At 35.7% G+C, this 26400-nt stretch carries 32 protein-coding genes; 6 read left to right on the top strand and 26 right to left on the bottom strand.

From position 1 onward, the window contains the following. Positions 1-323 precede the first annotated feature (323 nt). The 5 genes from FHY60_RS09835 to FHY60_RS09855 form a co-directional block, all read right to left on the bottom strand. Positions 324-995: a hypothetical protein gene (locus tag FHY60_RS09835; protein ID WP_139904797.1), complete on the bottom strand. Its 672-nt coding sequence runs from the start codon at positions 993-995 to the stop codon at positions 324-326. 91 nt (positions 996-1086) lie between these two features. After that, complete coding sequence (gene lexA / locus FHY60_RS09840; protein WP_180375388.1) at positions 1087-1638, bottom strand: transcriptional repressor LexA; 552 nt, start codon at positions 1636-1638, stop codon at positions 1087-1089. 8 nt (positions 1639-1646) lie between these two features. Next, on the bottom strand, positions 1647-1862 hold the full coding sequence (locus FHY60_RS09845) for a hypothetical protein (RefSeq protein WP_139904799.1): 216 nt from the start codon (positions 1860-1862) through the stop codon (positions 1647-1649). Between the two features lie 170 nt (positions 1863-2032). Next, on the bottom strand, positions 2033-2512 hold the full coding sequence (locus FHY60_RS09850; RefSeq protein ID WP_139904800.1) for a hypothetical protein: 480 nt from the start codon (positions 2510-2512) through the stop codon (positions 2033-2035). 285 nt (positions 2513-2797) lie between these two features. After that, entirely contained in the window at positions 2798-3661 is an 864-nt protein-coding gene (locus FHY60_RS09855; RefSeq protein WP_139904801.1) for a hypothetical protein, read from the bottom strand. Between the two features lie 216 nt (positions 3662-3877). On the opposite strand from FHY60_RS09855, the gene FHY60_RS09860 reads away from it, so the two are divergent. The 3 genes from FHY60_RS09860 to FHY60_RS09870 all read left to right on the top strand — a co-directional run bounded on the left by FHY60_RS09860 (position 3878) and on the right by FHY60_RS09870 (position 4621). Continuing rightward, the gene (locus FHY60_RS09860; RefSeq protein ID WP_139904802.1) at positions 3878-4048 is read left to right on the top strand and encodes a YvrJ family protein; all 171 of its coding nucleotides are present in this window, start codon (positions 3878-3880) and stop codon (positions 4046-4048) included. 91 nt (positions 4049-4139) lie between these two features. After that, complete coding sequence (locus FHY60_RS09865; RefSeq protein ID WP_163215836.1) at positions 4140-4364, top strand: DUF1659 domain-containing protein; 225 nt, start codon at positions 4140-4142, stop codon at positions 4362-4364. 38 nt (positions 4365-4402) lie between these two features. Beyond that, positions 4403-4621, top strand: a complete 219-nt coding sequence (locus FHY60_RS09870) for a DUF2922 domain-containing protein (protein ID WP_139904804.1) — start codon at positions 4403-4405, stop codon at positions 4619-4621. Between the two features lie 56 nt (positions 4622-4677). Here FHY60_RS09870 and FHY60_RS09875 read toward each other — a convergent pair whose 3' ends face one another. The 5 genes from FHY60_RS09875 to FHY60_RS09895 are packed head-to-tail and all read right to left on the bottom strand — an operon-like array spanning position 4678 to position 8839. Further along, the gene (locus FHY60_RS09875) at positions 4678-5250 is read right to left on the bottom strand and encodes a sigma-70 family RNA polymerase sigma factor (protein WP_139904805.1); all 573 of its coding nucleotides are present in this window, start codon (positions 5248-5250) and stop codon (positions 4678-4680) included. Between the two features lie 24 nt (positions 5251-5274). Then, complete coding sequence (locus FHY60_RS09880) at positions 5275-5994, bottom strand: ATP-binding protein (RefSeq protein ID WP_139906434.1); 720 nt, start codon at positions 5992-5994, stop codon at positions 5275-5277. After that, positions 5960-6862, bottom strand: coding sequence for a DnaD domain protein (locus FHY60_RS09885; protein WP_163215837.1), 903 nt, complete (start codon positions 6860-6862; stop codon positions 5960-5962). Before FHY60_RS09885 ends, FHY60_RS09880 begins: the two co-directional genes overlap by 35 nt. 16 nt (positions 6863-6878) lie before the next feature. Further along, entirely contained in the window at positions 6879-8018 is a 1140-nt protein-coding gene (locus FHY60_RS09890; RefSeq protein WP_139904807.1) for a coiled-coil domain-containing protein, read from the bottom strand. 56 nt (positions 8019-8074) lie between these two features. Then, positions 8075-8839 carry an ATP-binding protein gene (locus tag FHY60_RS09895; protein WP_163215838.1) on the bottom strand — a complete coding sequence of 255 codons (765 nt, stop codon included), beginning with the start codon at positions 8837-8839 and terminating at the stop codon, positions 8075-8077. A gap of 237 nt (positions 8840-9076) precedes the next feature. Here FHY60_RS09895 and FHY60_RS09900 point away from each other — a divergent pair, with 237 nt between their 5' ends. Further along, complete coding sequence (locus tag FHY60_RS09900; protein ID WP_139904809.1) at positions 9077-9532, top strand: helix-turn-helix domain-containing protein; 456 nt, start codon at positions 9077-9079, stop codon at positions 9530-9532. 158 nt (positions 9533-9690) lie between these two features. Beyond that, positions 9691-9876: a hypothetical protein gene (locus FHY60_RS09905; RefSeq protein ID WP_139904810.1), complete on the top strand. Its 186-nt coding sequence runs from the start codon at positions 9691-9693 to the stop codon at positions 9874-9876. A 202-nt stretch (positions 9877-10078) separates the two neighbouring features. Here the strand turns inward: FHY60_RS09905 and FHY60_RS18710 are convergent, their stop codons facing one another. From FHY60_RS18710 to FHY60_RS09975, 16 genes are all read right to left on the bottom strand, one after another. Then, entirely contained in the window at positions 10079-10321 is a 243-nt protein-coding gene (locus tag FHY60_RS18710) for an IS110 family transposase (protein ID WP_139906435.1), read from the bottom strand. A 155-nt stretch (positions 10322-10476) separates the two neighbouring features. Then, on the bottom strand, positions 10477-11157 hold the full coding sequence (locus FHY60_RS09915) for a MutH/Sau3AI family endonuclease (RefSeq protein ID WP_139904811.1): 681 nt from the start codon (positions 11155-11157) through the stop codon (positions 10477-10479). Positions 11158-11581: 424 nt separating this feature from the next. Beyond that, complete coding sequence (locus FHY60_RS09920) at positions 11582-12499, bottom strand: DNA adenine methylase (RefSeq protein ID WP_139904812.1); 918 nt, start codon at positions 12497-12499, stop codon at positions 11582-11584. Then, entirely contained in the window at positions 12496-13263 is a 768-nt protein-coding gene (locus FHY60_RS09925) for a DNA-methyltransferase (protein WP_139904813.1), read from the bottom strand. Before FHY60_RS09925 ends, FHY60_RS09920 begins: the two co-directional genes overlap by 4 nt. Positions 13264-13430: 167 nt before the next feature. Beyond that, a complete protein-coding gene (locus FHY60_RS09930) occupies positions 13431-14132 on the bottom strand; it encodes a TRM11 family SAM-dependent methyltransferase (RefSeq protein WP_139904814.1) in 702 nt (233 codons plus the stop codon). Positions 14133-14513: 381 nt separating this feature from the next. Further along, positions 14514-14873, bottom strand: a complete 360-nt coding sequence (locus FHY60_RS09935) for an IS3 family transposase (protein ID WP_139904815.1) — start codon at positions 14871-14873, stop codon at positions 14514-14516. A 510-nt stretch (positions 14874-15383) separates the two neighbouring features. After that, complete coding sequence (locus tag FHY60_RS09940) at positions 15384-15695, bottom strand: nucleoside triphosphate pyrophosphohydrolase (protein ID WP_139904816.1); 312 nt, start codon at positions 15693-15695, stop codon at positions 15384-15386. Next, a complete protein-coding gene (locus tag FHY60_RS09945; RefSeq protein ID WP_139904817.1) occupies positions 15682-18195 on the bottom strand; it encodes a DEAD/DEAH box helicase family protein in 2514 nt (837 codons plus the stop codon). Before FHY60_RS09945 ends, FHY60_RS09940 begins: the two co-directional genes overlap by 14 nt. 80 nt (positions 18196-18275) lie before the next feature. Next, positions 18276-18668 carry a hypothetical protein gene (locus FHY60_RS09950; RefSeq protein WP_139904818.1) on the bottom strand — a complete coding sequence of 131 codons (393 nt, stop codon included), beginning with the start codon at positions 18666-18668 and terminating at the stop codon, positions 18276-18278. A gap of 351 nt (positions 18669-19019) precedes the next feature. Continuing rightward, positions 19020-19760 carry a hypothetical protein gene (locus tag FHY60_RS09955; protein ID WP_139904819.1) on the bottom strand — a complete coding sequence of 247 codons (741 nt, stop codon included), beginning with the start codon at positions 19758-19760 and terminating at the stop codon, positions 19020-19022. A 283-nt stretch (positions 19761-20043) separates the two neighbouring features. Then, positions 20044-20814 (bottom strand): DUF6904 family protein, encoded by a 771-nt coding sequence (locus FHY60_RS09960; RefSeq protein ID WP_139904820.1) that lies wholly within the window; start codon positions 20812-20814, stop codon positions 20044-20046. Continuing rightward, positions 20811-21797: an NAD-dependent epimerase/dehydratase family protein gene (locus FHY60_RS09965; RefSeq protein WP_243122128.1), complete on the bottom strand. Its 987-nt coding sequence runs from the start codon at positions 21795-21797 to the stop codon at positions 20811-20813. The genes FHY60_RS09960 and FHY60_RS09965 overlap by 4 nt, the downstream gene beginning before the upstream one ends. 328 nt (positions 21798-22125) lie before the next feature. Then, positions 22126-22278 carry a hypothetical protein gene (locus tag FHY60_RS17900; protein ID WP_163215839.1) on the bottom strand — a complete coding sequence of 51 codons (153 nt, stop codon included), beginning with the start codon at positions 22276-22278 and terminating at the stop codon, positions 22126-22128. Next, positions 22275-22415, bottom strand: coding sequence for a hypothetical protein (locus FHY60_RS17905; protein ID WP_163215841.1), 141 nt, complete (start codon positions 22413-22415; stop codon positions 22275-22277). Before FHY60_RS17905 ends, FHY60_RS17900 begins: the two co-directional genes overlap by 4 nt. Before the next feature lie 246 nt (positions 22416-22661). Next, positions 22662-23798: a hypothetical protein gene (locus FHY60_RS09970; RefSeq protein ID WP_139904821.1), complete on the bottom strand. Its 1137-nt coding sequence runs from the start codon at positions 23796-23798 to the stop codon at positions 22662-22664. A 234-nt stretch (positions 23799-24032) separates the two neighbouring features. Beyond that, positions 24033-25079, bottom strand: coding sequence for an FAD:protein FMN transferase (locus tag FHY60_RS09975; RefSeq protein WP_139904822.1), 1047 nt, complete (start codon positions 25077-25079; stop codon positions 24033-24035). 125 nt (positions 25080-25204) lie between these two features. On the opposite strand from FHY60_RS09975, the gene FHY60_RS09980 reads away from it, so the two are divergent. Then, positions 25205-26353, top strand: coding sequence for a GGDEF domain-containing protein (locus tag FHY60_RS09980; RefSeq protein WP_163215843.1), 1149 nt, complete (start codon positions 25205-25207; stop codon positions 26351-26353). Positions 26354-26400 lie beyond the last annotated feature (47 nt).

Consider the following 26400-nt stretch of genomic DNA (forward strand, 5'->3'; position numbering starts at 1 on the left):
TTTCTGAACAATGTTAATTCATGAATCTAGCACCGTGTGAGTAAAGATATAGCTGTTTTGTAAACTTTTACACTCATAGGTAATTTCAATAAACCTATTTTATAATAACATTATAACACATAATTAGTTAGAATTTAATACATATTTCGATATTAATTTTCATTATACTGCACAAAGCTTGGATTTATATTATATTTTTGTGCAAAAAAGGCGTCTATAGATTTATCTGGTAAATCCATGACGCCAATATTAAAGGTGTAGTTAATAACATTTATGATGTAGCTGATGGTGCTTTATTGGACATTAAACTTTTCAACCAGTCCTTACGATGCTTTCTTCTTTTGAATTAATCTCTTAAGATACTTAACTGCTTTATAAGTGCCTTTTACTATATCAACAAGTGAAGTTGAAGAAACATATACACTCCAATTTCCATTGTTTGAATTTGATAAATGCCTGAACTGACTATTTTCATTATGTTCTTCGGTGGTTGATGCAACTTCTTCGGCTGTTGTATTAGTCTGTACCGCAATTTTGTTTTGTTCTTTTTCTACGTCGTCAAGGACTTTAAGGCATAAATGACATAGGTACTCTAACTCTCTGCTTTTTTTATCATGTAATACTGTGAAGTAAATTGATCCAGCCACCGCTAAAATACTAAATGCAGCAATTACAACTTTGTATATGGAGTCCATAGAACTGAATGCTTGCATTAATCCTGCTGCCAGTATGATAATAGCAAGGATTCCTATATTAATGGTGATCAAAGTTGAATTACCAACCATTTTTTCTGCTTTGGATTTTAGCCTTGCTCTTTCAACCTCTATACTGAAATTCTCATCCTTAAGCTTTTCCAGATACTGTTCTTTAATTTGTGTGTATAATTTTTTGAAATAATCATATTCTTGATCGGCTTTCATGTGTTCTTCCAGTATAGCTGATAAATTATTATACTTTTTTTCAGTCAAATAAGTATTTTTTTCTTTGTACAACATAAAATCACCTCAATATATATTTCTACGTATTGGGGGAAATTCCTTTATTGTGCAATAAAATCTATGGGACAAAAATTCCGTCCCTCTGTCCCTACTCCTGTTTCACTACCCCAACAGCTACACCTAAAACTTCCATCTGGCCTTCATTCACAGGAATCGGCTCATAGGCAGGATTCTCCGGCATCAATAGTATGGTACTTCCCATTCGTACGAATCTCTTCAAGGTAGCATTTCCGTCCAGATGCACTGCAACGATATCGTAGTTGTTTGCAACACACTGCTGCTTGATAACCACAATATCACCATCGTGTATATTTGCATTTATCATACTGTCACCTTTAACTTTGACCATGTAAAAGTTTCCTGTGGGTGACAGCCATCTTTGCGGTATGTAAAATTCTTCTTCTACTTCGGAGTTTATCAAATTTGGGTTTCCTGCAGCAATACTGTTATCTATTTCAAAGAGAGAAATCTTCTCATACTCCCTTTCATTTTGAACCTTATCATATACATATTTAATGTAATTTATTAAGCTCTTATTGTAGGTCACCATGAGAACCCTGTCGTCCTTTTCCAGACAGTAGTTCTCCAGCAAAAACAGTATTCTATTAACAGCCACGGTTGTCTTACCAGACCCTGCCACCCCTTTTATCAAGTTAAGCTTTCCTTATCCACAGTTGCAGACGATGATGTTGCTGCTGTCTCTTTGATGCTTTCTTCCACAGGCTCTTCAACATGCCTCTGGTGCTTGTACGCTATGCTGGTATCTAAATTTCTCAGAGCATTGGCAAACTTGGCAGCCACAGCTTCACTTAAGCTTGGTGCTGGTGTACGCTCTACCAATTCTTTTAGCTTAGTATTTATCAAATCAATATTACCTTGCTTTCAACTTCCTTTGGTGCTTCTTTAAAATTCAAGGTAATCTTTGAAAAAGAAAAAGCATTATTGCAGTTTATGGCGTACTGCGATAATGCCTTTGTGCTTGGTATATGAACATTTAAGCAGTTAATTAGTATTATGCAATAAAAGAGATATAACTAATTAAGCTTAATTTTAAATCTTACATAATTCTTTCCAAGTGCCGTTAGATGCTTTTTAAATAGCTCTTTATCTACATCTTTAATATTTTTACTTGTGTTGATAAGTTTTTCAAATTCATAATAGCGTTCAGCACTTCCACTTTGCGAGATTTTATTTATAAAGTCTGTGCATCTTTTAATATCATTGTTTATTATTTTACTTCTAACAGTATCTAATTTCATATATAGTCTGTTTCTCTCTTTTTGATCCTTAACTTTTTTGATTTCTTCTTGAGCTTTTACATAAGAAGTGTAGGTCAACTCCTTAATAGCTTTATTTACAAGTGTCTCTGCAGCCGATACCTTAGCTGCAGATAAAGTAATTACCGCACTTTGATATGTACTTATATTATATGTTTTTGCACTGACAGCTTTTCCTTGAAATACAATAAGTAATGATAATGTTGTCAGAAGAATTTTAAATTTTCTGTTTGTCATTATTTTTTCACCAGCCTTAAATATTCTAATCAATTTATTATAACACATATGCTTTTTATTGTTAACAATGTTTAAGTATACCATTTTTATATATTTATACCGGATTGCTTTTGGTATTAGCCGTACTTCCAACATACTCTATTATGGCCGTCAGTAAAAGTTGATGTTGTATTTATACCTCTTATCACTGTTTAGCCACCTTCAAAAGCATCATTTTTAAAACACCTTATATTAAATCCTCCCCGCCCATATAAAAAGCACACATCATAACTTATAAACTCCCTCCTAGCCCGTCCCCCTTTCCCCATCATCTCCTTCCTCAAAAAAGTTCCAAACCGCAATGGTTGTCCCCTCAATAATATCATCGTCCTCCTCTTCATACTCCAGGTCTTCGGCTACCACTTCTTCTATTGTTCCATCTTCTAGATCCTCATCTGGCTTGTCTAGACTCCAAAACATGAACGGCTTGTCCACCCGTGCATTTGTGACTATTTCTTTTGGTTCTTCGGCTGGCCCACCTGCTTCCTCTGACACCTGTACTTCCTCTGCCAATGTTTCTGCTTCAACTACCGGCACTTCAACCACCATTACTTCAGTTGACAAATGTTCTTCTGCCGCAAGCACTTTTTCCGCATCTAACGACTCTGTATTTACCACTTCTACATCTTTCACACCATCAGCCTTAGACTTGTCCACTTCAATCTTATCAAGAACTGCATTTTCATCGCATTTCAATCTTATCCCGCTAAATATTTCTTTAACCGGATACTCTCTTCCCAAACATATATCATAAAGGTGTTTTAAAAACTCCTTATTTTTTACGTCCTTAAGTTCCTTGTTGATTTCCTGAATTGTCCTTTTACTATTCTTAAAGTTATGCTTAAACCAGTTTACTATCATGATTTCCTTGGTGGACTTGGATACTACTATCCTGCCGTAGCTTTCAAAGCTTTGCAGCAGCCTTTCTATAACTTCTGCAGGATAACCTGTTTCAAGCTCAGCCACCTTGAGGTTAAACTTGTATATGCCGCATTTGGTAGTCATAGTGTTGGTAACAAGATACATATAAAAATATCTCTCCTCCGGTGTAAGTCCCAGAACGAAATCATTTTGCCAAAACCTCATATCGATTTGTTTAAAATTTGCCATTGTTATTTCCTCCTTTTTAAACCTTCAATTTATTTTCTTAGATAATTAATATACAGTTGTATGTGAAATTGCCTAAAAACAATGAAATATTCACAAAATATTCATTTATTGGCACTTCAGTTCGATTTTTCTCAAAGAATTTTTCATCCTTCCTGGGCAATTTTTTCTCTACCAGCATAATAATTGCTATACAAACTCAGTTAAGGAGGTGAAGTGATGGAGGATTTTTTAAAGGCAGTGGCAAACACAGGCTTTCCTATAGTGGTAGCAGGCTACCTGCTTATCAGGATAGAAGGCAAGCTGGATAGCTTATCTGCATCTATAAACAAACTGTCCACGGTAATTTCCATTAAATTAGGCAGCAATGACGAAAATAAAGCGGTATAGGTAGGCAGAAAAAAATTTTTTCATGCAAGGGACAAAATATAACTTTTCTGTATATTCATTACTCGAAAAGACAAGGAAAGGAGGAATGAAAATGGCAGTATTAACTTCTAAAGACTCCACAAAGCTCAGCATAGTAATGATTACCGGGGTCGACGAAAAGGGTGACGATGTTAAAAAGACAATGAGCCTTTCAAAGATCAAGGTAACTGCTTCAGATGACAACTTATTTGCTGTGGCAAAAGCTATCGAACCCCTGCTCAAGTATCCGGTAGCTTCCATTGAGAAGAACGATGTCTACACCTTGGCCAATGCGTAAGAGCATGAAAAAAATCTAATATGAAGGGAGGTATTTTAATGGAGTTTTCAGTACAAATGACCTTTGTCAACGAAGTTGGAGATAAGGTAAATCTGACCCTTGGCAACATCAGGCCGGATGTTACACAGGCTGAGGTTAGAGACCTTATGGATGCGATAATAGCAGAAAACATATTCTTCTCTCCCGGCGGGGATTATAAGACTAAGTACTCAGCACAGCTTGTACAAAGACAGGTCACTAAATGGGATATGGTATAAAAATTTGGCACCGAGTTTTCGGTGCCTTTTTACTTTTTAAGGGTAATATACATCTTTTAAAGCAATTCTCTCCTCAGCTTCCCCAAAACCCTGGCCTTCTTTCTTCTTGCTGCATTATAGGTAATTCCAAGCTCTCTGGCATAGGTTGCCAGCTTCATCTTATCATAATACAGCTTATAAACAAGGTCCTTTTCCGCTTCAGAAAGCTCTTCAAGAGCAGCTCTTAGGTTCTCATAGGTCTCAGCTGCAACCACTTCATCCTCCAAGGTTTTTTCAGCTGGAAGAATGTCTATAAACTCAAGGCCTTCCTCCTCAGCCCTCACCTGGTTATTCAAACTTACCTCATAGCCTTCTTTAGATCTATGTCTCACCTGGTAGAGGACAGCATTTCTTATGACTCTCATGACATAGGAACAAAAGGTATTGGTTCCCGGTACATACTTTGAAATGGCCTTTATCACAGCTAAATAACCAACCTGCATAAAATCCTCAACCTCATAGTTCTTTAAATAAAATTCCCCAGCAGTCTTATATATATAGCCCTTATAATGGTTAAGTAACTTTTGTACATCCTCCTGACTGCCCTCCTTTGCCCTAATAACCCACTTCTCAACTTCCTTGTAATCCATCTTCCTCCCCCTATTGTCAGTTTCTTATCTATCTGGTCTCATTCTGAAGTTGTTGGCCACATCGTCTTTGATCTCAACAATGAAGTCCTTGCACATTTCATAGATCCTTGACCCAAGGCCCTCATCAAACCGCAGGAGCTTTTCTACAGTGAATTCCGAACTGACAATGATGGGCAGGTGGTTAAGGTAGCGGTAGTTCAGTATTTCAAAGACGATGTTGCTGTCAAATTCAGTAATTTTCCCTTTGAAGATATCATCCATAAGGAGAAGCTGGCAGGTTTGATACCTGGATAGCTCTCTTTGATAATACTCCTCGTCCCTTATGTTTTGCTTGATCCTTGTTATGACATCCCTATAAGGCATGTACACTACGCCTATGCCTTTTTTGAGAAAATTAAGGCCTAAGGCTATGCTGATGTGAGACTTACCGCTACCAACCTGTCCACAAATAAGTATGCTGTTTTTCCGCTTGGACCTGATTTCATCAAACTGCTTATAGTAGGCCCTGGCAGTATCCCGCAGCCTTCTTGAGGCCTCATTCCAAACCTCAAAGTTTGTAAAGGTGAGCTTGCTCATGTCGGGGTTTATGCCAGAAGATTTCCATTGGTCCCTGTGCTTTTTAAGCTCCCTGCACTTGCAGCTCACCGCCAAGGGTTGAGAAGCCTCCTGGGGTATTATAATCCATCCGGTATCCCTGCATTCTTCGCACCTAAAGGAGTTCTTCCTCAAGTTCTCTGTATTCATTACTGTCGAGGTTTCTTGGCTGTTTTGGCACAAAGCCCCTGTATTTGCCTTTACCATCCGGAGAATTCTTGAAAGAGCTTGGATCTCCACTATATTCACCTCCCATTGGATAACCTTCCCTAGCCCAGGCTCTCAGTATTCCGTTGACATAGGACATACTCAGCTTGCCCTTTTCTAAGGCCTTATCTATTGCTCTTTTGACATTATCGTAGCCGTGGACTTCTACTGCTTGTTTTATTGCATGAAGGTTCAAGGCTCCAATACAGCCAGTTAACTTCTCATATTCCTGTAAAAGAGAGATAGAGAGATTATGTATTTCATTTTTAGTATGGGTACTTGCACTCGTATCGGTATTTGTATCCCTCTCTATATATGTATCTGTTTTTGTATCTGTATCTGTATTTGTATTGTCCCCTTGTCGTGGTACCATACGTTCACTTATGGTAGAAAGGTCAAAGAAGGATCTATAAAGTTCTAATATGGTATCGTTGTTTACACCCTTGGCAACGTACTCTATCAAGGTCTTATCCCTTACCTTTGACAATTCAGATTTGAGGCAATCCATAACAGGCTTGCCTCCCCTATTGAGGTTGTACTTGCCCCAGTTCTTTAGGGCAAGTTCCCTAGTGTCCGGATTATATATGATCAGCTGATGCTTATTGATAAATCTGTCCATAAGACAATTCACCGCTTCAATAGTATAGCCGAGCTCGAAGGCCATTCTCTTTATGGTTATAACATAGATTCCGCAGCTGGTGGTGGCTGGGTTAGTCAGCAGATACATATAAAAGTATCTGTCCTCTGGAGTCATTTCGTCCGCTGTGGTGGGATTTGTCCAAAATTCTGAATATATTAATCTGTAGCACATTATTTTATTCCCCTTTCTAACATTGATCATTATCACTTCCGTTACAAATCCTTATGTCCGGGTCATCACTGACTATGAGATTTATAACCTGGGACTTGCAATCTATAATTTTATTGATACTCTCCCTGTTGTCTATAAATACCGGTGCCTGGACTCCATAGTGGGTGGACAGGGCATTTATGATATCGAGACCAGCATTTATTTGGCCGGCATTGTTGGCACTGCTGAAAGGCACACCATCGATAAGGGCTTCACAGCATTCCTCCAAGTTACCGTTCATCAGCACATTAAAGAGCTTAAACTTCACAAGGTTGAACTTTTCATTTATGCCCTGCTCCAGGAGCTCTACCTTTGTTTTTATGTAATCTTCGCAGAGCATTTCCTGGCCTTCCAGTTCTGCAATTTGTGTGGCTAGATACTTTTCATGGTCAAGTAGCTCACCTATTCTTGTCTTCAGCCTTTCGTTTTGGTCATGGACTTCTAGGTCCTTCCTGCATTCCCCTATCAAGGCATTTAGTCTAGTCCTCTCTCTTTTAAGCAGGTCCATATCCACTTTTTCCAGGGTGGCTTGTCCAACTTTCCTAGTAAGGTCCGCCAGCTTGTCCTTCATTTCTGCATATTCACTGCAGTTTATAATGACAGGGTCCGGTGAAAAATCATCTATGGTGGCCTTTATTTTGTCCTTAAAATGATAGAGTTCGGTAAGCTTGTGTGTAATTGACTTTTCCCTGTCACTAAGGTATTTAAGCTGTTTTTCAACTATTAGGATCCTATCCTTCTTAGCTTTCTGTTCAGCCTCAAGCCCCTTTAACTTAGTATTTTTTCTCTTATTAAATTCTTGGTATAAATACAGCCTCTTTGCTTCTATATCCTCAGCTTCAAAAGTCCTTCTGCAGGTTGGACAGATAAAGCTATCCGGTGAGATGATCACAACTTCTTCGGAAGTTTTCATCCAATCTGCCTCCAGGTCTCTCACTGCTCTACGAAGTTCTGAGAGCTCATCCTCAGCCTTATAAATCTCACTACTCAATTTACTTTTCTGATTTTCTAGTGTTGCTATTTCCTTTTGGCAGTTACCAAGCTCCTCATAAAGTTTAATTACAGGTTTTTGAGCTTCCTGCTTGGCTGTGAGCTCTATGGCAGAGATTTTTTCCACTAGGGCATTGAGGTCTCTCTGGTCACTTATGAGCTTTTCTTCAGCCCTCAGGTAGGTTAAAAAATCTCTTCCAATGCCTCCAGTTCGCTTGTATACACGGGTAACTTTTTCTGAACCTCTTCAAAATCTACAGGCTGGAGGCTGTTATTTATTTCGTCTAATCTGTAGGGTATGGCCTTAAGGTCTTCGTTAAGCTTTTTCTTTCTAATAGCTAAGGACTTTCTCAGGCTTTCAATATCCCTATCCTCCAGAAGCTTTTCCAAAGCCCTGAGGTTTGTCTTATAATCAAAGATTGTCTCTGAATCAATATCTCCGATAATCTGCATTATAACCTCACGGCGCTGCTGCCACTTGAGGCTTGTACTAAAATATAGGGGATTGGTTATAAGCTTAAATATGTTTTCGTTTATTAAGCTGTTAACTTTGTCACTAAATTCCGATTGCTTCACCGGTATTTCATCAATGTAATAGATGGTCTCATTGCCGGAAAAGATCTTTGTGGTTTCCCCCTTCCTTTTAGCCCACTTTTCTCTGAGTACTTTTCTTAAGCAAATCTCCCGTCCATCTATGGTTAGAACACCGCTTACTTCATGGTCCAAGCCTGGAATGGTCTCATTATTGGGCTTTAAGGTCTTAAGCTCAAAGTTCTTGCGATCCTTACTGTCCTTGTCAAAGAGCAGCCAGGTAAAGGCGTCAAATATAGTTGTTTTGCCTGTGCCGTTATCGCCGTAGATGTTGGTGCAGGTGCTAAAATTCACCTCCAATGCACCAACCCCTTTAAAGTTTTTAAGCAGCAGTTTTTTTAGTTTGATGCTTTTCATTTTCCTTCCTCCCATCAATTTCTATAATATGTTTTCATATTGAATACATTAAGAATAAAAAAATTTATACAGCCTTGCATAGTTGTCATATAGAATACTCATATTAAAATTGTAGTATTCTTAAAGAAAACCGTCAAGAGCAAAATATTAATTTTTTGTATATTTATATTCATTATGAAAACTCCAGTTTTCATTTAAGGATTTATTGATATAATCAAATTAAGGGAGGTTATCACTATGAAAACTATAGGAGAAAGAATCAAAGAGGTGCGAGAAGACTTAGGTCTTACCGGTGAAGAATTTGGTAAAAAACTTAATGTGGCAAAGGGTACTGTTTCCAATTGGGAAAATAACAATAGAAAGCCGGATGCAGAAACCCTGCTTAAGATAGCTGACCTTGGCAATGTGACCATTGATTATATTGTTGGCCGCACAGACCACAAAAATAGCTTTATAGCTGAACACAATATTGATGGCCAGGATGTAAAAGTTATTGCTGGCAAAGACAGGTTTCCGGATGGCTTTACTGAGAAAGATGCAGCAGACTACTTTGAAATCGCCAAGGGGCTAAAAGTCTTGGGCTTAACTCATGAGGATTTGACCTTATTACTGGAATTAAAGGAAGCGGGAATCACCCTTCAAGATATAAATATGCTTAAGAAGCTCAAAGAAGTCGGAATAAAAATGGAATAATAAGTTAAAAATTACACCGCTGTACCATTTTTGGTACAACGGTGTTTTTAATTGGTATAAAATTGGAATTTGCTATTGAAACTATCTTTAAAAAGAAATATAATAAAATTACAACATCCAAACGATCATTCGTGTTGCGTCAATGGGGGTAATAATTTATGGGTGAGAATTTAAAGAGAGTTATAGAAAAATTAAATAAGATAGAGTACTTAGAGGTCTCAGGCCAGGTTTATTGGGATATAAGGGCTCTTGATAGAGAAAATTTGCTAAGTTTATCAGAAGTGGCTTGCGAAATGGAAGATGAGAGCCGCCAGGTCAAAATGATACAAGAAGATTGTGTATAAAAGGGAGCTCATGGGGCTAGGGGTAATTATGTTGTCCACCACAAAGGTATGCCCTAGATTTTACATATTTATTTCTCGTAAACGGTGAGAGACGCTATAATTATTCTATTATATGGTACAACCATGTAAGCCCCCACTCATTCAATGGAGGGCTTACGCCCTATACAGCAAGAAATAAGTGTTAAATTATTAGGTTAATGTATTACAAAAATGCTTGACCATTACATAAAAACTTTGCTAAGTAAAACCAATAATATTCTGTAGGCTCCATTCCTACAATCACATTGTTTTTAGTGTGATCGGCACATAATTTATTGAACCAATTATAGAACTCAATAAATCCACTATTGTCATTGCTGAAATAAAGAGTTTTTCCATACTCAATACCTCTAAAATACTGTGCTCTAGCTACATGTTGCTGTTTTGCAATATCAACACCAACTATTAAAGTTAGTTAGTTCGTACATTTATTTGCATTATTCTTTTATTTGGGCTATAATTCATATTAGGTACCTCCAATAATAGTCTTATTTAATTAGGGATAGGTTTAGCTAAACTCTATGCCCCGTATTCTATCATGAGGTGCTTTTTTATCCACTCTTAAATTATTTCATTACAGGAATGCTGCTTAAGACTAATTTCTCTTATATATTTCATAAATTCTTTCTTAAAGTAAAAGGCATGGTTCTTGTTTGAAACATGTTTTTTATAAGTAACTGAGTATATAGGAAAATATGGTTTCGAATCCTTACTTCTTATTTGAATAAATTCACCATTTGAAGTATGAATGAATCCATCACTGCTTGTCTCTATATGTTTCTTAAGCTGTCTACATATGCTATAATAATCCTTTTCTAACTGTTCTCTTAAGTCCCTGAACTTAGGTAGCTCAAGATTAACATGAGTCGCAGATATTACAAACCAATCGGTAGGTTGTCCATCTTTACTTATTGGTACATACAGAAGATTCTTAATCTTCTTATAAAGCTTACTTTCATAAAAGTCTTTCTCTTCTAAAAGTTCGTCTATTAATCCGGATATCTGAGTTATAAACATTGTCTCGAGAGGCTTACCAGTTTTATCACACTTATTAGTCTTTAACTCACCATCTTCAAAGTCTAAAGTTGTATTTGAATTTTTTAGTCCTAGTAATATTTCAAGAAGTTGTCCACTTTTACCCTTGTTTTTAATTATATCCTGCATATCATTCTCATTCATAATTTCACCGAATTTTTTTCCAATATGGGGTGTTATTCTTATAACTGCTTCCTCTAGTCTCATAGTTATCCTCCTTCGCTTAATACTAATAATTGTACCACAACTATGGATTTTTTTTAAACATTCTGAAGAAGTAACTTCTCATATAATGAAAATAAAACAGTTATACTTTAACTAAACTTTATATGCGATTATAATCACGTACTTCTATTACATTACAGAGAATATCAATACTATAAATGTAACAGAAGTGGCCTAAATTCTTAATGTGCGCTGGGTAAAGACAATTTTTATGTATTTCAAGATTAAATATTAGAGAATTATAAATCATGTAGAAAAATCCTCAACTACTCACGACTTTGTTATAATCCTCTCTTATATGGCATTTAGTACTGTAATAAGCCACGTATTACATATAATAAATATGGATTAAATCTTTTGATTTAGTTCACATTTTCTCAAAGTAAAAATGGCCTAATAGGCCATTTTATTTTTCGCTTCGAATTAATAATTCACTTATTTTTCCTCTACCAGCACCCTTGGAGTTAATAGCTCTGCTAGCAGAAACCCTTTCGATATAAAAATCCTTATATAAGTCATCAAAAAATTCATCATTTTCATCAATATTTTTAGGATCAGAATTACTTAACATAACGGCTGCTCCCTTATCTGATAGTTTTCTGAACCATTGTACTAATCTTCTTTGACTATCGTCGTTAAAAGGTTCTTTTGAATAATCTGTAAAATTAGATGTTGCATTTAATGGCCTATAAGGTGGATCTATATAAACAAAAGTATCTTTATCTATATAATCAGTAACAACTTCAAAATCTCCCTGAAGTAATATAACATTTTGCAATGCCTTACTAACTTCCTTTAAGTTGTCCTCGTCGAATATAGAAGGAGAATTACTTTTATTGAAAGGTACATTAAAACAGCCCTTTCTGTTTAATCTATATAATCCATTGAAGCACGTCTTATTAAGAAATATCATTTTTCCTGCATGTTTAACAGAATTAGAACTTACTTTTTCATAGTCAATTTCATTCTTCTCATGGTTAAACTCTTCTCTCACCTTATAATAAAACTCAGCTTTCTTATCTAATCCATCAAGTGAAATAAAATCGGAGCATATTTTAGAAAGAAAATCAATAATATCATCAACTTTATCTCTAATTACTTTATATGTAAGAATCACTTCACTATTAATATCATTTAAAACCACACTTTCAAAATCATATCGTGAGTTCAGTTCAAAAAAAACTGCTCCCCCTCCAATGAAAGGCTCAACATATTTTTTTAACTTATGTTCCTTTAATCTTTTAGGATACAAGTTATCAAATTGATCTAATAACTGTGTTTTTCCGCCTGCCCACTTTAAAAATGGCTTTCCATTACTTCTCAAATTAATTCCTCCATTTCAATGCTACTTAATCGCCTCGAAGCAAGTTCTATATACTCGTTAGAAATATCTATACCAATAAATCTCCTCTTATTTTCTATAGCTACCACTCCAGTAGTTCCGGATCCACTGAAAGGATCAAGTATTAAATCCCCTTCGTTGGTAGAAGATACTATACATCTATAAAGAAGTTGCTTAGGTTTTTGAGTAGGATGAAGCCCAAAAGTTTTTTCTCGTTTTGGAGTGGTTGGTATTTCCCACAGTGTTCTCATCTGCTTTCCACCATTCAGCTCTTTCATTAAGTTGTAATTAAAAGTATGTTTTGCTTTTTTGCTCTTTTTAACCCAAAGCAAGGTCTCCTGACTGGCTGTAAAGCATCTGCATCCCATATTAGGTGCAGCATTAGGTTTATACCAAGTTACTTCATTAATAATATAGTATCCCATCTCCTGTAAGACATACGCAATAGAATGAATGATATGATATGTACCGGATATCCACATAGTACCATTATCTTTTAAGACTCTATCGCATGCCATAATCCACTTCTTATTAAATTTGTAATCCTCTTTAAATCCAAGAGACCGATCCCATTCCCCTTTATTTACAGAAACCATCTGGCCTGACTTACAGGTGATTCCATCATTACTGAGTTTGTAAGGGGGATCAGCAAAAATCATATCCACTGACTTTTCTTCAAGCTTCTTTAATTCTTTTAGGCAATCTCCTAAATATAAACAATAATTCTTACTGTCAAAAACTTTCATACTTTTCCCGTACCTTTTATAATAAATTATTATAACAACTGAATTAAAAGTATAATTCACTTCGACTTCTATGATTATACTATAAAACAAATAAAGTATAAATAGAATTCACGAAAATACGTTTGCAAAGAATTGGTAAAATAAATGCTCCTAAAATAATAGGAGCTTTAATAACTTTTATGTAAAATAAATAGGTATTCATGTGCTAATAATAGGAAATTTCTTTCCATACTAATCTTTGACCAATATTCCGTAGATTTGCAATTATGCTGTTCTTTAATTATTATTTCCTTTAATCTAAATCCAGTTCTTATAAATATATTCATAATATTAAAGGCTAAAGGAACAATATATCCATTCTTTCTCATATCACCCATTAATATAGCACAATATTTATACTTCTTTAAAACTCTAAAGCATTCCATTGCTACTGATTCCATAGATAGGTAGAATGAATCTAGACTCAACAGTGACAAATCTCCCTCAATATTATTACTGTACTTAATAATATTTGAATATGGTGGATGCGTACAAATTAAGTCTATAGAAGAATCCTCAATATCGTAAAGATTTCTTGCGTCTCTATTCAAAATTTTTGCACAAGCATTATCAACTCTCTGCTTTGTGATTTCCAGTGCTTTTGGATTTATATCACATCCAATGGACATTCTTCCTAAATCAGCAGCTTCAATCAGAGTTGTTCCACTACCTACAAATTGGTCTAGAACAATTTCTCCTGGCTTAGAATAGCGTAAAAGTATATTTCTCGGTACATATGGGCTCCAATTACCGGGATAATCTCCTCTATGCGTAGACCAGCTCCCCCTTTCTTTAAAGCTCCATATTGTTGTTGCCTCAAGTTTTTCCATAACTTCACTTCCTAAAATGTTTTATCTTAATTATGAACATACTTACGCATATTATTCATTTTATAGAACTTTAAGTTAATTAATCTGCTGGTGTTTTTGTCAAAATAATTGGAGAGCAATTACCAGTGTATATAAATCCCCCTCATAACTATGATTGAATAAATTAGTTTAGAATTTGTAAAAGCTATAAAATGTCTTTTTATTCAGTTTTGCATTAAAATCTATACTTGTCCATAATAACTATGACTCGATAATTGTAAGCCATTTATAAGTTTCTATAATAAATTCTGTTTCATCCTTAGATACGCTGTATGATGCTTTTGCTATTTGGTTTAATTTCTGATATATACTCTGCAAATTTAGAGCTTGTATACTGTGATCCTAAATCACTGTGTAATATAACCTGTTTGCCTGGTTTCTGACAGTTGTGGAAAAATCTCTTTTTAAGATGTTTTCCCTTTCTTCTACCTTGTTTTTAGATGAATAGGTCTTGTACTTCTTACAAACTATTGACTTTATACCCAAATCATTCATGAAACTTTGAACTCTCTTTAGATTTATGGATTCTCCTTGATTTATTGGTGTTTTATGGATCTTGGGAACTCCATAACGTTTTTTATTATCATTATATATTTTAAGAATTTCTTCTTTTAATCTTTTATTCTCAATACTTCTTTTACTTTCAACTTGGTTAAGGCTTTTGTAATAAGATCTTCTTGAAACTTTTAGCAGTTTACACATTAGCTTAACATCATGTTTGTCCTTATTATCATATATGAATTTAAAGATAGAATCTACTTTTTCACGAATATGGTCATGGCTTTTTTTAGTAGTTCATTTTCCTCCTTAATCCTAGCTATCTCCTGTTTCAATGCTTTATATTCTTTCATAGTTACAACTTCACCTTCATCAATAGTAACAGGCCTAGATTTTTTTATCCAACCGTTAATAGTAGACTTTGAAATGCTATATTCCCTACTTAGCTCTGCTAAATTTTTTCCTCAATTATATAGCTCTACTATTGTATTTTTAAATTCATCTGTATATTTATTTTGATTTCTTGCCATTTTGTAGACACATCCTCTCTCTAATTTTATTTTAATTTGTTCGAGTTATTGTGTCTACAAAACTATACCAGCACAATGTATCTTTCCACTAATAAAAAGTCCACTTTAATTACTATGCATACTAATATCATTTTACAAAATATACAATAAATCATGTCTATATAAATTCATTTGTCTCCTCCCATTAATCACACACCCTCTCCAACACTACCCCATCCTTAAATCCCCCTCTCTCTTCTCTCTTCTCTTCCCTCTTCTTCATAAGCTCCTCTTCACTATACCCCAAACTCTCAGCCAACCCAAAAAGTACTTCCATTACATCCGCCAGCTCTTCCAGGTTTTTATCCTTTAAGAACTCTCCAACTTCCTCCTGAAGCTTGGCTTCCAGTAACTTATAGTGTTCTTCTTTATCAGCTATGCGGATCTCACATTTCTTGCCACTGGCTTTTATCACCTGTGGTATCTTATCTCTAACTAGTTTGTTATATATCTTCATCTTTACTCTCCAATCTTTCTTTATAAAATCTTCTTGTTCTATAACCTATTGTATCTTTAAAATGTCTTAAAAACTGGCTATTATTCTTAAAATCAGCCAACTTATCACTCAAACAGTATAGCCCATCCTTTTCGTAGAAAAACTCAGAGGCACCGTTTATAAAAGCATCCTTTGGATTTTTAGCTATTCTTAAATATTCTTTTTCTCCAAAGCTCTTATAGTTTTTTGTACTTGCATTTCTTAAAAGGTCTATTCCGTTTGACCCACGATTGTAAAAATCCCTAAAGTTCTCGTATATGTCCTTATCAGTAAGCTCTAATTTTAGCCTGCCCTTATTATAAAATGCAAGCAGCAGAGGCATCTTATAGGTTTGTGTCATAACTGTTGTTTCTATCTTTTTCAAGAAGTCATGTGCCACAGTTCCGACAAGGCCATTTTCCTCTTCTTCCAGTTCTTCTATTCTATCCAAAAATCCCAAATAATCATTCAGCACATTTACCTTAGCCTTACTCTTCATATTTATATAAATTTCATCATCCATATAAGTAAGAAGCTCCAGTCTTGACGGTCTGTGTCCAAGATCTTCTTTTATTCTGTAGAATTCCTCAATAATCTTATCCTCCAGCTTTTTCGTCTGTTCAGCCATTCTTTTGAATATATCCACTAACCTAAAATCTATATGGATAAAGCAATCCTCAGGGTATTCTTCCTCTGAGGGTATAACCCCTGATGCTTTTACTTTTGCAGGTATCTTTGCTTTTCCAGTTAACAGGAAGGGTATAAGGTTTGCCTTCTTATAATTACCTATAAAATCCAATACATTGAGATAGTTTTTCCCTGCTGCTCTTCGTAAACCTCTTCCAAGTTGCTGTAGAAATACTGTCGGGGATTCTGTGGGTCTTAAAAACATAACCAGGTCAACAGCAGGAATGTCTAGACCTTCGTTGAACATATCCACAGAGAATATGACATTTATTTCTCCCTTTTTTAACTTGTTCACTGCCTCTTCCCTATCCATAGAAAAGTTACCACTGGGTGAACTCACAACCGCTGCAGCTTTTACTCCATTCTTTGAAAAGAATTCTGCCATATATTCTGCATGCTTTCTTGAGGAGCAGAAGCCCAGTGCCCTGCTTGTTTTGTAGGCCTTGTAATTGTCCAGAATTAACTGGGCTCTCCTATTAATCATTAGAGCCTCTTCCAAGGACTTTTCTTCATATTTGCCGTTCCTGTATTCCACATTTTCATAGTTTACCGTTTCATCATAAATTCCATAATACCTAAATGGTACCAGCCAGCCCTTGTTTATCGCAGAATCCATCCTTACTTCATAGGCCACATTGTAATCACACAGAGCAAATACGTCCTTATTGTCCAATCTCTCCGGTGTAGCTGTAAGGCCCAGCATAAATTCGGGCTTAAAATAGTCGAGTATTTTCTTATAACTGTCCGCAGCGGCATGATGAAACTCATCTACTGCTATATAATCAAAATGCCTATCCGAAAAAACTGAACTATTTAAATATTCGTCCTTTCCGATAGTTTGTACAGTAGCAAATAATATCTCTGCATCAAAGTCCTTCCTGTCACTGTAAAATAGGCCGGTGCACTTATTAGGTCTTACTCTTCTAAAGGACTGCTCTGCTTGCTTTAGTATTTCTTCCCTATGAGCTACGAATAATATTTTATCGAATTCTCTGGAATCAAAGGCTGCCAAATAGGTTTTACCAATACCGGTAGCTGCAACCACCAAGGCCTTTTCTATGCCTTCTGCTCTGAGCTTCTTTAGTTCATATAGGGCTTCTATCTGAGCTCCCCGGGGTTCGTAAATACTGATTACTTTATTTTCCTGTTTATCGTTACTCTGCTCGCTGGCTTCTTCTGCCTGTTCAATAGTTCTGTAAAGCTTAGGCTTTACCCAATTTTTAGAGTACCTTTTTAATTCAACATCATCTACTATAATTGAGTGGTTTAGAAATAAATCTTCAAAGACTTCTTTGAAATACCTAAAGTCTTCCGGATTACTCAGCTTATCTAGCCTGTAGTTCCACTCTATACCATCTGTTAAGGCAGATCTTGAAATATTTGAAGAACCTATAAACAATTCTCCTTCTTCACCACTTTCAAAGATATAGGCCTTGGGGTGAAAAGATTTTGCAGGATTATTATAAAATCTAAGATCTACAGCATCTCCCATTATATCTCTAAGCTTATAAAGGGCATGGGGTTGAGTTATATTTAGATAGTTTCCAGTAAGTATTCTTACGGGTATGCCCCTACTAACTGCTTCCCTTAATTCCGACTCTAGTAGCTTTACACCGGATTCCATAAGGAAGGCTACTATTATATCTATCTTAGTTGCCTTTCTAAATGCTGACTGGAGTCTCTTAATTAAATAGTCTTTGTCGCCGGCTATGCAGTTATTACTTTGCTCTATTTCTTTTTCGTTTAGTTTATCTATAGCCAATAGGTCATAGTTTGACTTTATCCCATCAGTCATTTTTATCCCTCTCAACTTATAATCTTCAGCTCATTTATACAATATAATAATTCCATCTCCTATAATAATTATTTTGCAACTTACTTTTTAAGAATATGAATACACATATTTTTTCTAAAACCCTTATTGTATTTCTCGAACAATGGCAATAATTTATCTTTTAATTCCTCAAGATCCAGGCCTTCTGCTACTATTGACCAATTATTTAATATGGGTTCAGTATCTCTGCCATCCATATAGCCATACGCTCTTGAAGTTCCTATTGCATAATCAGCTGCAGTATTGTTCTTATACCCGATAAATTTACTTGGAGCAAACATGTCTAACGTTCTAGAGTAGTACCAATGTCTAAAATTCCTTAACTTTCCCACCAGCTCATCACTTTGGGTAATTTCTTTATTAAAAACTTCTATATTCTTTAGAACATCATCTAAGCTGTCAACTAGATTTAATTCATTTATTTCCTTTTGCATAAAGCCAACTCCTTTTATATTTTCTTACACATCCTTACATTATCCTCTTTATTAAGGCATTAATAGTTTCTTTAATCAGATTGGCTAGCTTGTCAATTCCTCTTTCAGGTTAACCTTATAATACTGCATATTAAAGTACTCAACAACATTTGATGCTTGAGATACATATTTCCATTGTACTAAACAACTCATAGCATAATAAGGTAAATTTTGTCGAATAGAATAACTTTACTAAGTAAACAAAAAATCCTCAGCATATCAACCGAGGATTCAATTTGAGTACTTCTATTATTTATTACTCAAAAAAACTTTATAAAGTTATTGAGCATAAGCAATATATATTTAACAATTCTAAATTAACATATCTAATAACACTTTAACGCCTAATTTTTCAAAAATAAAAACTAAATTATTGTATACTTCTTCTGGCATTCTATCACCTCTATTAGAAACAACTGGTTCAATGCCATATTCTCCTGATATAAACCAGCTAACTTTTTTAGAGTTATCGATATCAAATTCAGACATTGTTGAAAACTCTTTAAAATTAAGTTTATTTAGTATAACTTCAAATTCTTTTTCCGATAGTTTATATTTCCTTTTAACATCATAGGAAGGCTCAATTACAATTTGCTTTTTAAGCTTATCTATCCAAATGGTTAGCTTTTTGCCATTTTTTATCATGTCTAAACAAATATCTTTCCCACCATTTTTGACCTCTTCTTTTATCTTTTGGTCCAAGTCTTTTATTTCAGCAATAATCATCTTCTTAACTTTTAAAAACCTCTTCCAGATGCATTTATTAACATAGTGCATAACTTCTTCATTCAAATTCAATTTTTCCAATAAAAGATAAGGAGATAATTTATTTCTATTATTCATCTGATCATACAAAATTATATTTCTAATATCTTTATCTTGATCAAAGATTATATCTAAGTTTTCATCAACAACACTTTCATCCATAGGACAGTCATCATTTGATGCATATTCTAAAACTTCATTTTTTATTGTCTCTCGTTTTGGCGTTAATATTTGCAGAATATGTGCCGGTACACTCTCTTCTAAAAAATAAATTCCATAATGCTTCACTAGCTTGTAACCTATACCATAATTATAAAATGCTTTTCAATTTCTTGATCGTAATCCTGCTCGAATTTAGATTCATATAATAAGGTGAAGATTGTCGAAAGGAAAGAAAAAAGAGCCACCTTTTCAGGCTCGCCCTCAGGTGCCAGGCACCTCACATGAAAAAGGAAGTGACAGCCACCTCACAAGTCACATCTAAAAAATGCAAAAATCCACGTTAGCCTCAACGTGGATTCATTATCTCTTTTTCATTATACCATCGTGTTTGCTTAAAGCCCTAGATTGTCTACCATTCAATGTTCTCCGGATATTCTATTCCTTGTATTTTAATCTCTGACTTTGGCCAACCAAATTCACTTACCGCTTCATCAATCGCTTCACTAATCTCTTTATAATCATCATCTCTGTAATATTCTACTATTCTTTTAGTAATAGGTGATAGAGTTTTCAAACGTTTATCCTTTGACATTTTTATATACTTAACATTTAAAAAGTCTAAATACTGAGTTTCCATTAGATGAACTCTGGTATCATATCCATTCATAACATTCATCCATCTGGCAAAAGTATTTTCTGTGAGTGTACCTTTAACACATTTCACAAATGCAGCCTGAAACACCCGAATTGTAGCTATCTTATCGTCCCAAACTACTCTTTTATCCAGGGCTTCCCTCATCAAAAACCTTGTTTTTGCTAGCATCTCCATTCTTAGCTCCACAAGTTGATTAATAGCCAGCATTATGTAAAACATCTCAGGATATAGATAATTACAGCTATAATATACATTGTTCTTTGGAGCAATGAAGGAGTGGAAATTCATCTTTGCCTCATTCATTTGGTTCTCAATAAGTTCAATCTCCCTATCACCTTGGTATGCGTGTCTTAATTCGTAGCATAGTCCTAGAACCCTCCTAGACATATCTATATAGGCATGATTTTTTTGAGACAGTTCATCTATTGTTACGGAATATATTGCCTCAACTAAATTATAAAGGTCATCAAAGTCTCCACTTATGGTTACTCCGGCAAGATTTTCTGTATTTCTGATTTTTATCATAATTGGTTACCACCTCTCATATAATCGACCAATAACCCAGATATCCAGTCCTTTAAATTACTGAATCTAAAGTCTAACTCCTCTGCCCTATTTACATTTATACTGTATTCAGCCTCACCGTTGTAGGGAGCCGCTTTCCCTTCTTCCGATAAAACTGCAACTTTCCCAGTCTTTTCCTCAACACAATCCCGTATTTCTCTTATGGAAATGGTTCCATAGGAACTTCCGTTGATGGGGCCGGAATAAGTTTTATCAGCAAGAAAAGCCATGAACTTACCGGCTTCATCTGACCGGATAAAGCTCATCTGACAATCTATGTTGTCTATGTACATCGGTATTCCCTTTATAGCATGTTCCACATAAAAACGTAATCTTTGGGTATAATCATCTTCACCAATAACAAAGGGATATCTAATTGCAATGGCATTAATATCCTTATATACCTGCCATAGTGCACACTCCGCCTGTCTTTTAGCTTCATCATAGGGGAAATCTGTTCTGGAGCACCAAATAAGTTGCTTATCCATTGGGTTGAAGTCCTCTTCCTTGGTATCCCAGTGTTTTTCATAGACAGCAGTGCTGGACATTAAGATATACTTGTCGCATTTTATAACATCTAAAAGGAATTTTACATCCTTAGAGCAGTAGGCTAGATTATCATAAACAACATCGAAATGTTTGCCTGACAGGGCTTCTTTTATACTGTCTGCCTGTGTCCTGTCTAAGCTAATTCTTGAAACCTTATGGCCAAAATTATCTTTCCTTATGCCTCTGGCTGCAATTGTCACCTTATGTCCCTTTACCAATAGTTCATTAACCAGATGGACTCCAAAGTACCTTGTTCCGCCTATTACTAAAATATTAATATTGATCGCCTCCTTAGTGAGATGTTTACTTTGCTGCGAGGTACCGCTATGAGGTAACCGCTGTGAGGTGACAGCCACCTCACAAGTCACATCTTGAGTAATTGCTAAAATTTTCATAGTATTATAACACCCTCCCTGAACAAAATATAAAGGTAACATTAAACTTAATACTTATTTTCGGAGGGATACTCTATGAGCAAAAATGATGATTCATCAACTAATCAAGGCAAAAAGCGCAAGAAGGAAACCCATGGTGGTGGCAAGGCTATTAAGAAGAACAAATAGCTTATATTCCGATTTATTATTAGCAATATATGGAATCTAAAACAAAAGCATCGGATTAAACACCGATGCTTTACTTCAATTTTCACGCTCTCAATGCCTAAGAAAGCTTATTTATTTTACTGTCCTGTCTTATTGTCTTTCCAGCAATATAATTGATGTCTTATTTCATGTCTGTTATGGTTAGGTTCATATCATTAATACTATCTGTAATTTGCTCTACCCTATCTTTTAGATCTACTGTAAGCTCATAATTCACCTTATATCCATCTTCAAGAGCCTTCAATCTGTTATTAATATCACCGTCTATTTTCATATATATATTGTTGATATCCTTTTTAACTTCACTATGTCCTCTTTTATTTCTTTGATATCCTTTTGTATACCTGAAAACCCCTGCTGCATCTCATTGTACATTTTACTCATAAAATCAAAAAGTTTATCATTTTCCATAAGTTCACCACCTTTGATAAGTTAATTATATCATCTAAGCGCTTATATTTCTCTTATTACCTTATGGAAAATATTTAAGCAAATATTTGTTCTGGGTCTAATTAATTTTCCCAAACATTAGGCAGACCCGTATATTCTCCTTAAAACAATTACCTTGCTTTTGTTAGGCAGCCATATGCTACTGCTACAGTAAGTGCAATGGCTACAGCTATTTTATACCATTATAATAAAAAATAGTAAACTCTGTCACCTTCTATTTCCAAGGGATTCAAAAAACTTTTCTGTAATCAAAGGTAAATTTTTCTCCAGCCACAGTAGGGTACTCATGCTATTTAAGTGAAAGGTACCTATCTCACTTTCATAGGCCCCCCTGTTGGAGATATAAACCGTAAGATCCCCCTTCAGGTCTCCAACTACCTTTGTAAAACGTTTTCGATACAGTTCAAGTCTTTTCATCTTTTCCTTGAACAAGAGGTCTTTGTCCTTTATACCTGTTTTTTTCATGTTCTCTTCGCTGTCATATTTCAGGTATTGGCGAAGAGACAAGTAATACCCCTCTTTATTCCGATCAACCCTATAAAAGGCCTGGTCATTTCCTTTAAGGGCATATTTGCGTATATGATATATGGTCCAGGGACTCCCATTAGGATTATGCCCTCTTTCCAAGTTTTTAACAAAGTTTTCATCTAAATTTGTAGTAAGTCTCTTCATCAGTTTCCATTGGGCAAAATCTATGTGCAGGGTCTCATTAAGTATATTTATATTGCTTGCCTCCACTGCCTTACCGTAGGCTGACAAGACCTCCTCTTCGTAGGTCACCTTTTTCAGCAAGTGATCATAATAGTCGCAGAATAACAATGGCATTTCGCAATTTTCGAAGGCTTGTAATATTTTTAACATTTTATGTTTGTCAAAGACTATACACTTGTGCTTTTCTATTTTGGAATAGGGCTCAAATATGTATCCGGTATTGTAAAAGATCCAAATTGGTTCAAGATACTTATTGGGGCCGTCTTCTAATGCTTGTCTATATCTTTGTATATGATAGTCTTGCAGGATTGTATCTAGCTTGTCTTCAAAAATTATAGGCAAGCACCTTCCATCTTTCAGCTTGGCCAAGACAAGCACCTCTAGGGACTTATATTTTCTTTTGATTTCCACCTTTTCTATATCCAGCGGAGCAATTTGCTTATTATAGGCAGACCCTTGTAATATATTTTCAAATAATAGAAATGCAAAGTCACACATCTGATGTCCTCTTATATTAATCCAACCCAGAGCCCAGCATAAAAAAGCATCCTGTGACAGGTCATTGCCAGCAAAATCAAATAGATTGGGCAGGTCTAGGGTTTTCAGTCTTTCTCCTGGCGAATAGGTTTTCATCGATATATCCTCCCCTCCAATATCCCCTTAATATAAGACACATAACTATTTTACCTTCTTGCTTGTAGCATAATAAGATGAAATTTGTCGAAGAGGCGTCAAATTGTTAAATATTCCCGGATGTTTTTCAATAACTTACATTCCTCTTTCTCTTAGATATTTAAGAAGCTTCTTTGGAGTTTTAACTGATGTTAACGTTATTATTATATCTTTTCTTTTGTTTAGTCTTTTCTTTCAATTCTCAACTTTAAACTCCGTATTCAAATTCCTAAGCTCCTTATCCCAGCGTGAAGACTTATAAATCTCATAATCCGTAGTCACCGCCATAGCGGAAACCCCTTCAATGCCATCAATAAACTCAAAACCCTTTTCTACGCCGGCTACAAAGACAGTCTTTGTAAGGATGTCCGCAATCATGTTGCAATCCGGAATGCTGCTGTCTACGTTTATGCTAACACTCATAATTCCGTTATCCGTAGGGTAGCCAGTGTAGGGATTTAATATATGGTGATACCTCTTATCACCCGCAATAAAATACCTTTCGTAGTCTCCGGAGGTGGTCAGGGCCTGGTCCTTTAAGCTGATTATGCTCAAATAGCTTTCATTTCTACCCTTTCTGGGGTGTTGTATTTGCACTGTCCAGGACTTATTTTCCGGTTTCTCCCCTATTGCATATATAGAACTTCCCCCTAGGACAATAAGGGCCCTATCAACCCCCATTTCATTAAAGATCTTAATAATCTCATCGGCAGCAAAGCCCTTGGCTATTCCGCCCAAGTCTATGGACATTCCTTCCTGCATCAGTTTTACCCTGTCTTCCTCTTCATTGATACTGATATTCTTGTAGCCTACCAAGGGCATCAGGGCCTCAATCTCTGCCTCCGGGGGAACCTTGTCTCCGCCGGACCCTATTTTCCAAAGCTTAATCAGGGGTCCTACGGTGATGTCAAAGGCTCCATCACTGAGCTCGGAGTAGTGAACCGCAGTTTTTATCATTTTCACAATATCCGGATGTACTTTCACATAGTCCTTACCTGCTGCCTGATTAATCTTACTTATGTCACTGGTGTCTATGGTTGCACTGGCCAGCTTTTCGATTTCTTCAATCCTCTTAAAAGCCGCCTTAATTGCCTTCTCCGCCTTGGGACCATAGGCTTTTATTTGAATTACTGTGTCCATCATCAGGGCTGTGTCACTGACCAGTTCATCCTTTTTTGTACACCCGGTAAAGTTCATTATAAACATAATACATATCATTATATAAGCCATTTTTCTTTTCATTGGTATCACCTGTCTTCTACGATAAATTATAAAAAGCTAATAACTATTATAACAATACAGGCATTTAAAGTAAAACTATGTTATAATATAAATATCTTAACGGATAGATGGGAGTGCATGGATTCATGAAGTCACAGTATGTGGTTCAATTTGAAGAAATTTTCAGTTCAGAATCCGTACGTGGAGAAAGAGTACACTGGAAGATCAACTGGCTGTTATACAGTATTATATTGCTCCTTTCTTCAATTGTATATTTTATTCAGGACAATGAAGCAGGAAAATATGGTATGATCCTCTCCTTGGTTAATTTGTTCTACAATTTGCTTATTACCCGGTTTATAAATAGAGAAAAGCCTGTGCTTTGGGTTCGTTATGTCACCATGAGTCTTAACGTGATGTCCTTGACAGCCTATATCTATATGGACGCCATCAACAACTCGCCAAATATACCTGTTACCAGTGCTGCCATTTTGATTTTTCCTGTAATTATTTTCTTTGGCGCACTACGAATGGACAAGCGTCTCATAGTATGGACAACGGCAGAATGTATAGTTGCCCTGAATGCACTTTTTTTCAGATTTTACAATGAGTTTGACCTATTTGTGGAAAAGCGGCTGGTATCAATGGATATACTAAGTCAAGTATACCGGACCATATATTTAGGCATGTGCGGCCTCCTGGTATATTCTGTTCCCTTGAGTATGATGAGAGTTCTTAAGAAACAGCAGCTGCTGGCTCAGGAAAGCCTTGAACATAAGCAAAGGGCCTTTCAAGACGCCTTAACCGGAGTCTACAACCGATTCTACTTTGACCAGCATTTGTCTGCCTGCATTCAATCGGCCGTTAGAAACAATCACAAGATTGCCCTGCTCTATATCGACCTTAACGGTTTTAAACAGATCAATGATACCTATGGTCATGACCTTGGTGACATGGTCCTTAAGTCCATTGCAGAGGATATAACTTCGAATTTGCGGCCTGATGATGTGATTGCCAGAATCGGCGGCGATGAGTTTGTAGTTGTCATGTCCCCTATTTATGACCCTAATGATGCTAATGACTTAGCTCATAAGCTCCTGACTGCCATAAAGCAAAAACGTTTCTTTAGAAACATAGAATTTTCCGTAGGTGCCAGTATCGGTATCTCCATATTTAAAGAAGATACAGATACTATGGAGCAGATGATAAAATATGCAGATAAGGCCATGTATACCGTTAAAAAATCCGGCAAAGACGGTGTTGCCTTTTATGAATTTAATAAAGGAACCAGTTAGTTTAAAACTTAACCGGTTCCTTTATTTTGCATATATATTACATAATG

Origin of the sequence: Clostridium thermarum (assembly GCF_006351925.1) — a bacterium.
GTDB classification, from domain to species: Bacteria; Bacillota; Clostridia; order Clostridiales; family Clostridiaceae; genus Clostridium_AU; species Clostridium_AU thermarum.

Bases quoted from the DNA above. Each gene is read 5' to 3' on its own strand.
- FHY60_RS09980 (WP_163215843.1), top strand. From the start codon at position 25,205: ATGAAGTCACAGTATGTGGTTCAATTTGAAGAAATTTTCAGTTCAGAA.
- FHY60_RS09880 (WP_139906434.1), bottom strand. From the start codon at position 5,994: ATGAATACAGAGAACTTGAGGAAGAACTCCTTTAGGTGCGAAGAATGC.
- FHY60_RS09935 (WP_139904815.1), bottom strand. From the start codon at position 14,873: ATGTGTAAACTGCTAAAAGTTTCAAGAAGATCTTATTACAAAAGCCTT.
- FHY60_RS09925 (WP_139904813.1), bottom strand. From the start codon at position 13,263: ATGAAAGTTTTTGACAGTAAGAATTATTGTTTATATTTAGGAGATTGC.
- FHY60_RS09865 (WP_163215836.1), top strand. From the start codon at position 4,140: ATGGCAGTATTAACTTCTAAAGACTCCACAAAGCTCAGCATAGTAATG.
- FHY60_RS09970 (WP_139904821.1), bottom strand. From the start codon at position 23,798: ATGAAAACCTATTCGCCAGGAGAAAGACTGAAAACCCTAGACCTGCCC.
- FHY60_RS09855 (WP_139904801.1), bottom strand. From the start codon at position 3,661: ATGGCAAATTTTAAACAAATCGATATGAGGTTTTGGCAAAATGATTTC.
- FHY60_RS09945 (WP_139904817.1), bottom strand. From the start codon at position 18,195: ATGACTGATGGGATAAAGTCAAACTATGACCTATTGGCTATAGATAAA.
- FHY60_RS09850 (WP_139904800.1), bottom strand. From the start codon at position 2,512: ATGACAAACAGAAAATTTAAAATTCTTCTGACAACATTATCATTACTT.
- FHY60_RS09930 (WP_139904814.1), bottom strand. From the start codon at position 14,132: ATGGAAAAACTTGAGGCAACAACAATATGGAGCTTTAAAGAAAGGGGG.
- FHY60_RS09870 (WP_139904804.1), top strand. From the start codon at position 4,403: ATGGAGTTTTCAGTACAAATGACCTTTGTCAACGAAGTTGGAGATAAG.
- FHY60_RS09875 (WP_139904805.1), bottom strand. From the start codon at position 5,250: ATGGATTACAAGGAAGTTGAGAAGTGGGTTATTAGGGCAAAGGAGGGC.
- FHY60_RS09950 (WP_139904818.1), bottom strand. From the start codon at position 18,668: ATGCAAAAGGAAATAAATGAATTAAATCTAGTTGACAGCTTAGATGAT.
- FHY60_RS09860 (WP_139904802.1), top strand. From the start codon at position 3,878: ATGGAGGATTTTTTAAAGGCAGTGGCAAACACAGGCTTTCCTATAGTG.
- FHY60_RS09900 (WP_139904809.1), top strand. From the start codon at position 9,077: ATGAAAACTATAGGAGAAAGAATCAAAGAGGTGCGAGAAGACTTAGGT.
- FHY60_RS09940 (WP_139904816.1), bottom strand. From the start codon at position 15,695: ATGAAGATATATAACAAACTAGTTAGAGATAAGATACCACAGGTGATA.
- FHY60_RS09835 (WP_139904797.1), bottom strand. From the start codon at position 995: ATGTTGTACAAAGAAAAAAATACTTATTTGACTGAAAAAAAGTATAAT.
- FHY60_RS09975 (WP_139904822.1), bottom strand. From the start codon at position 25,079: ATGAAAAGAAAAATGGCTTATATAATGATATGTATTATGTTTATAATG.
- FHY60_RS09915 (WP_139904811.1), bottom strand. From the start codon at position 11,157: ATGAGACTAGAGGAAGCAGTTATAAGAATAACACCCCATATTGGAAAA.
- FHY60_RS09895 (WP_163215838.1), bottom strand. From the start codon at position 8,839: ATGAAAAGCATCAAACTAAAAAAACTGCTGCTTAAAAACTTTAAAGGG.
- FHY60_RS17900 (WP_163215839.1), bottom strand. From the start codon at position 22,278: ATGAAAATAGACGGTGATATTAATAACAGATTGAAGGCTCTTGAAGAT.
- FHY60_RS09965 (WP_243122128.1), bottom strand. From the start codon at position 21,797: ATGAAAATTTTAGCAATTACTCAAGATGTGACTTGTGAGGTGGCTGTC.
- FHY60_RS09960 (WP_139904820.1), bottom strand. From the start codon at position 20,814: ATGATAAAAATCAGAAATACAGAAAATCTTGCCGGAGTAACCATAAGT.
- FHY60_RS17905 (WP_163215841.1), bottom strand. From the start codon at position 22,415: ATGGAAAATGATAAACTTTTTGATTTTATGAGTAAAATGTACAATGAG.
- FHY60_RS09885 (WP_163215837.1), bottom strand. From the start codon at position 6,862: ATGTGCTACAGATTAATATATTCAGAATTTTGGACAAATCCCACCACA.
- FHY60_RS09905 (WP_139904810.1), top strand. From the start codon at position 9,691: ATGGGTGAGAATTTAAAGAGAGTTATAGAAAAATTAAATAAGATAGAG.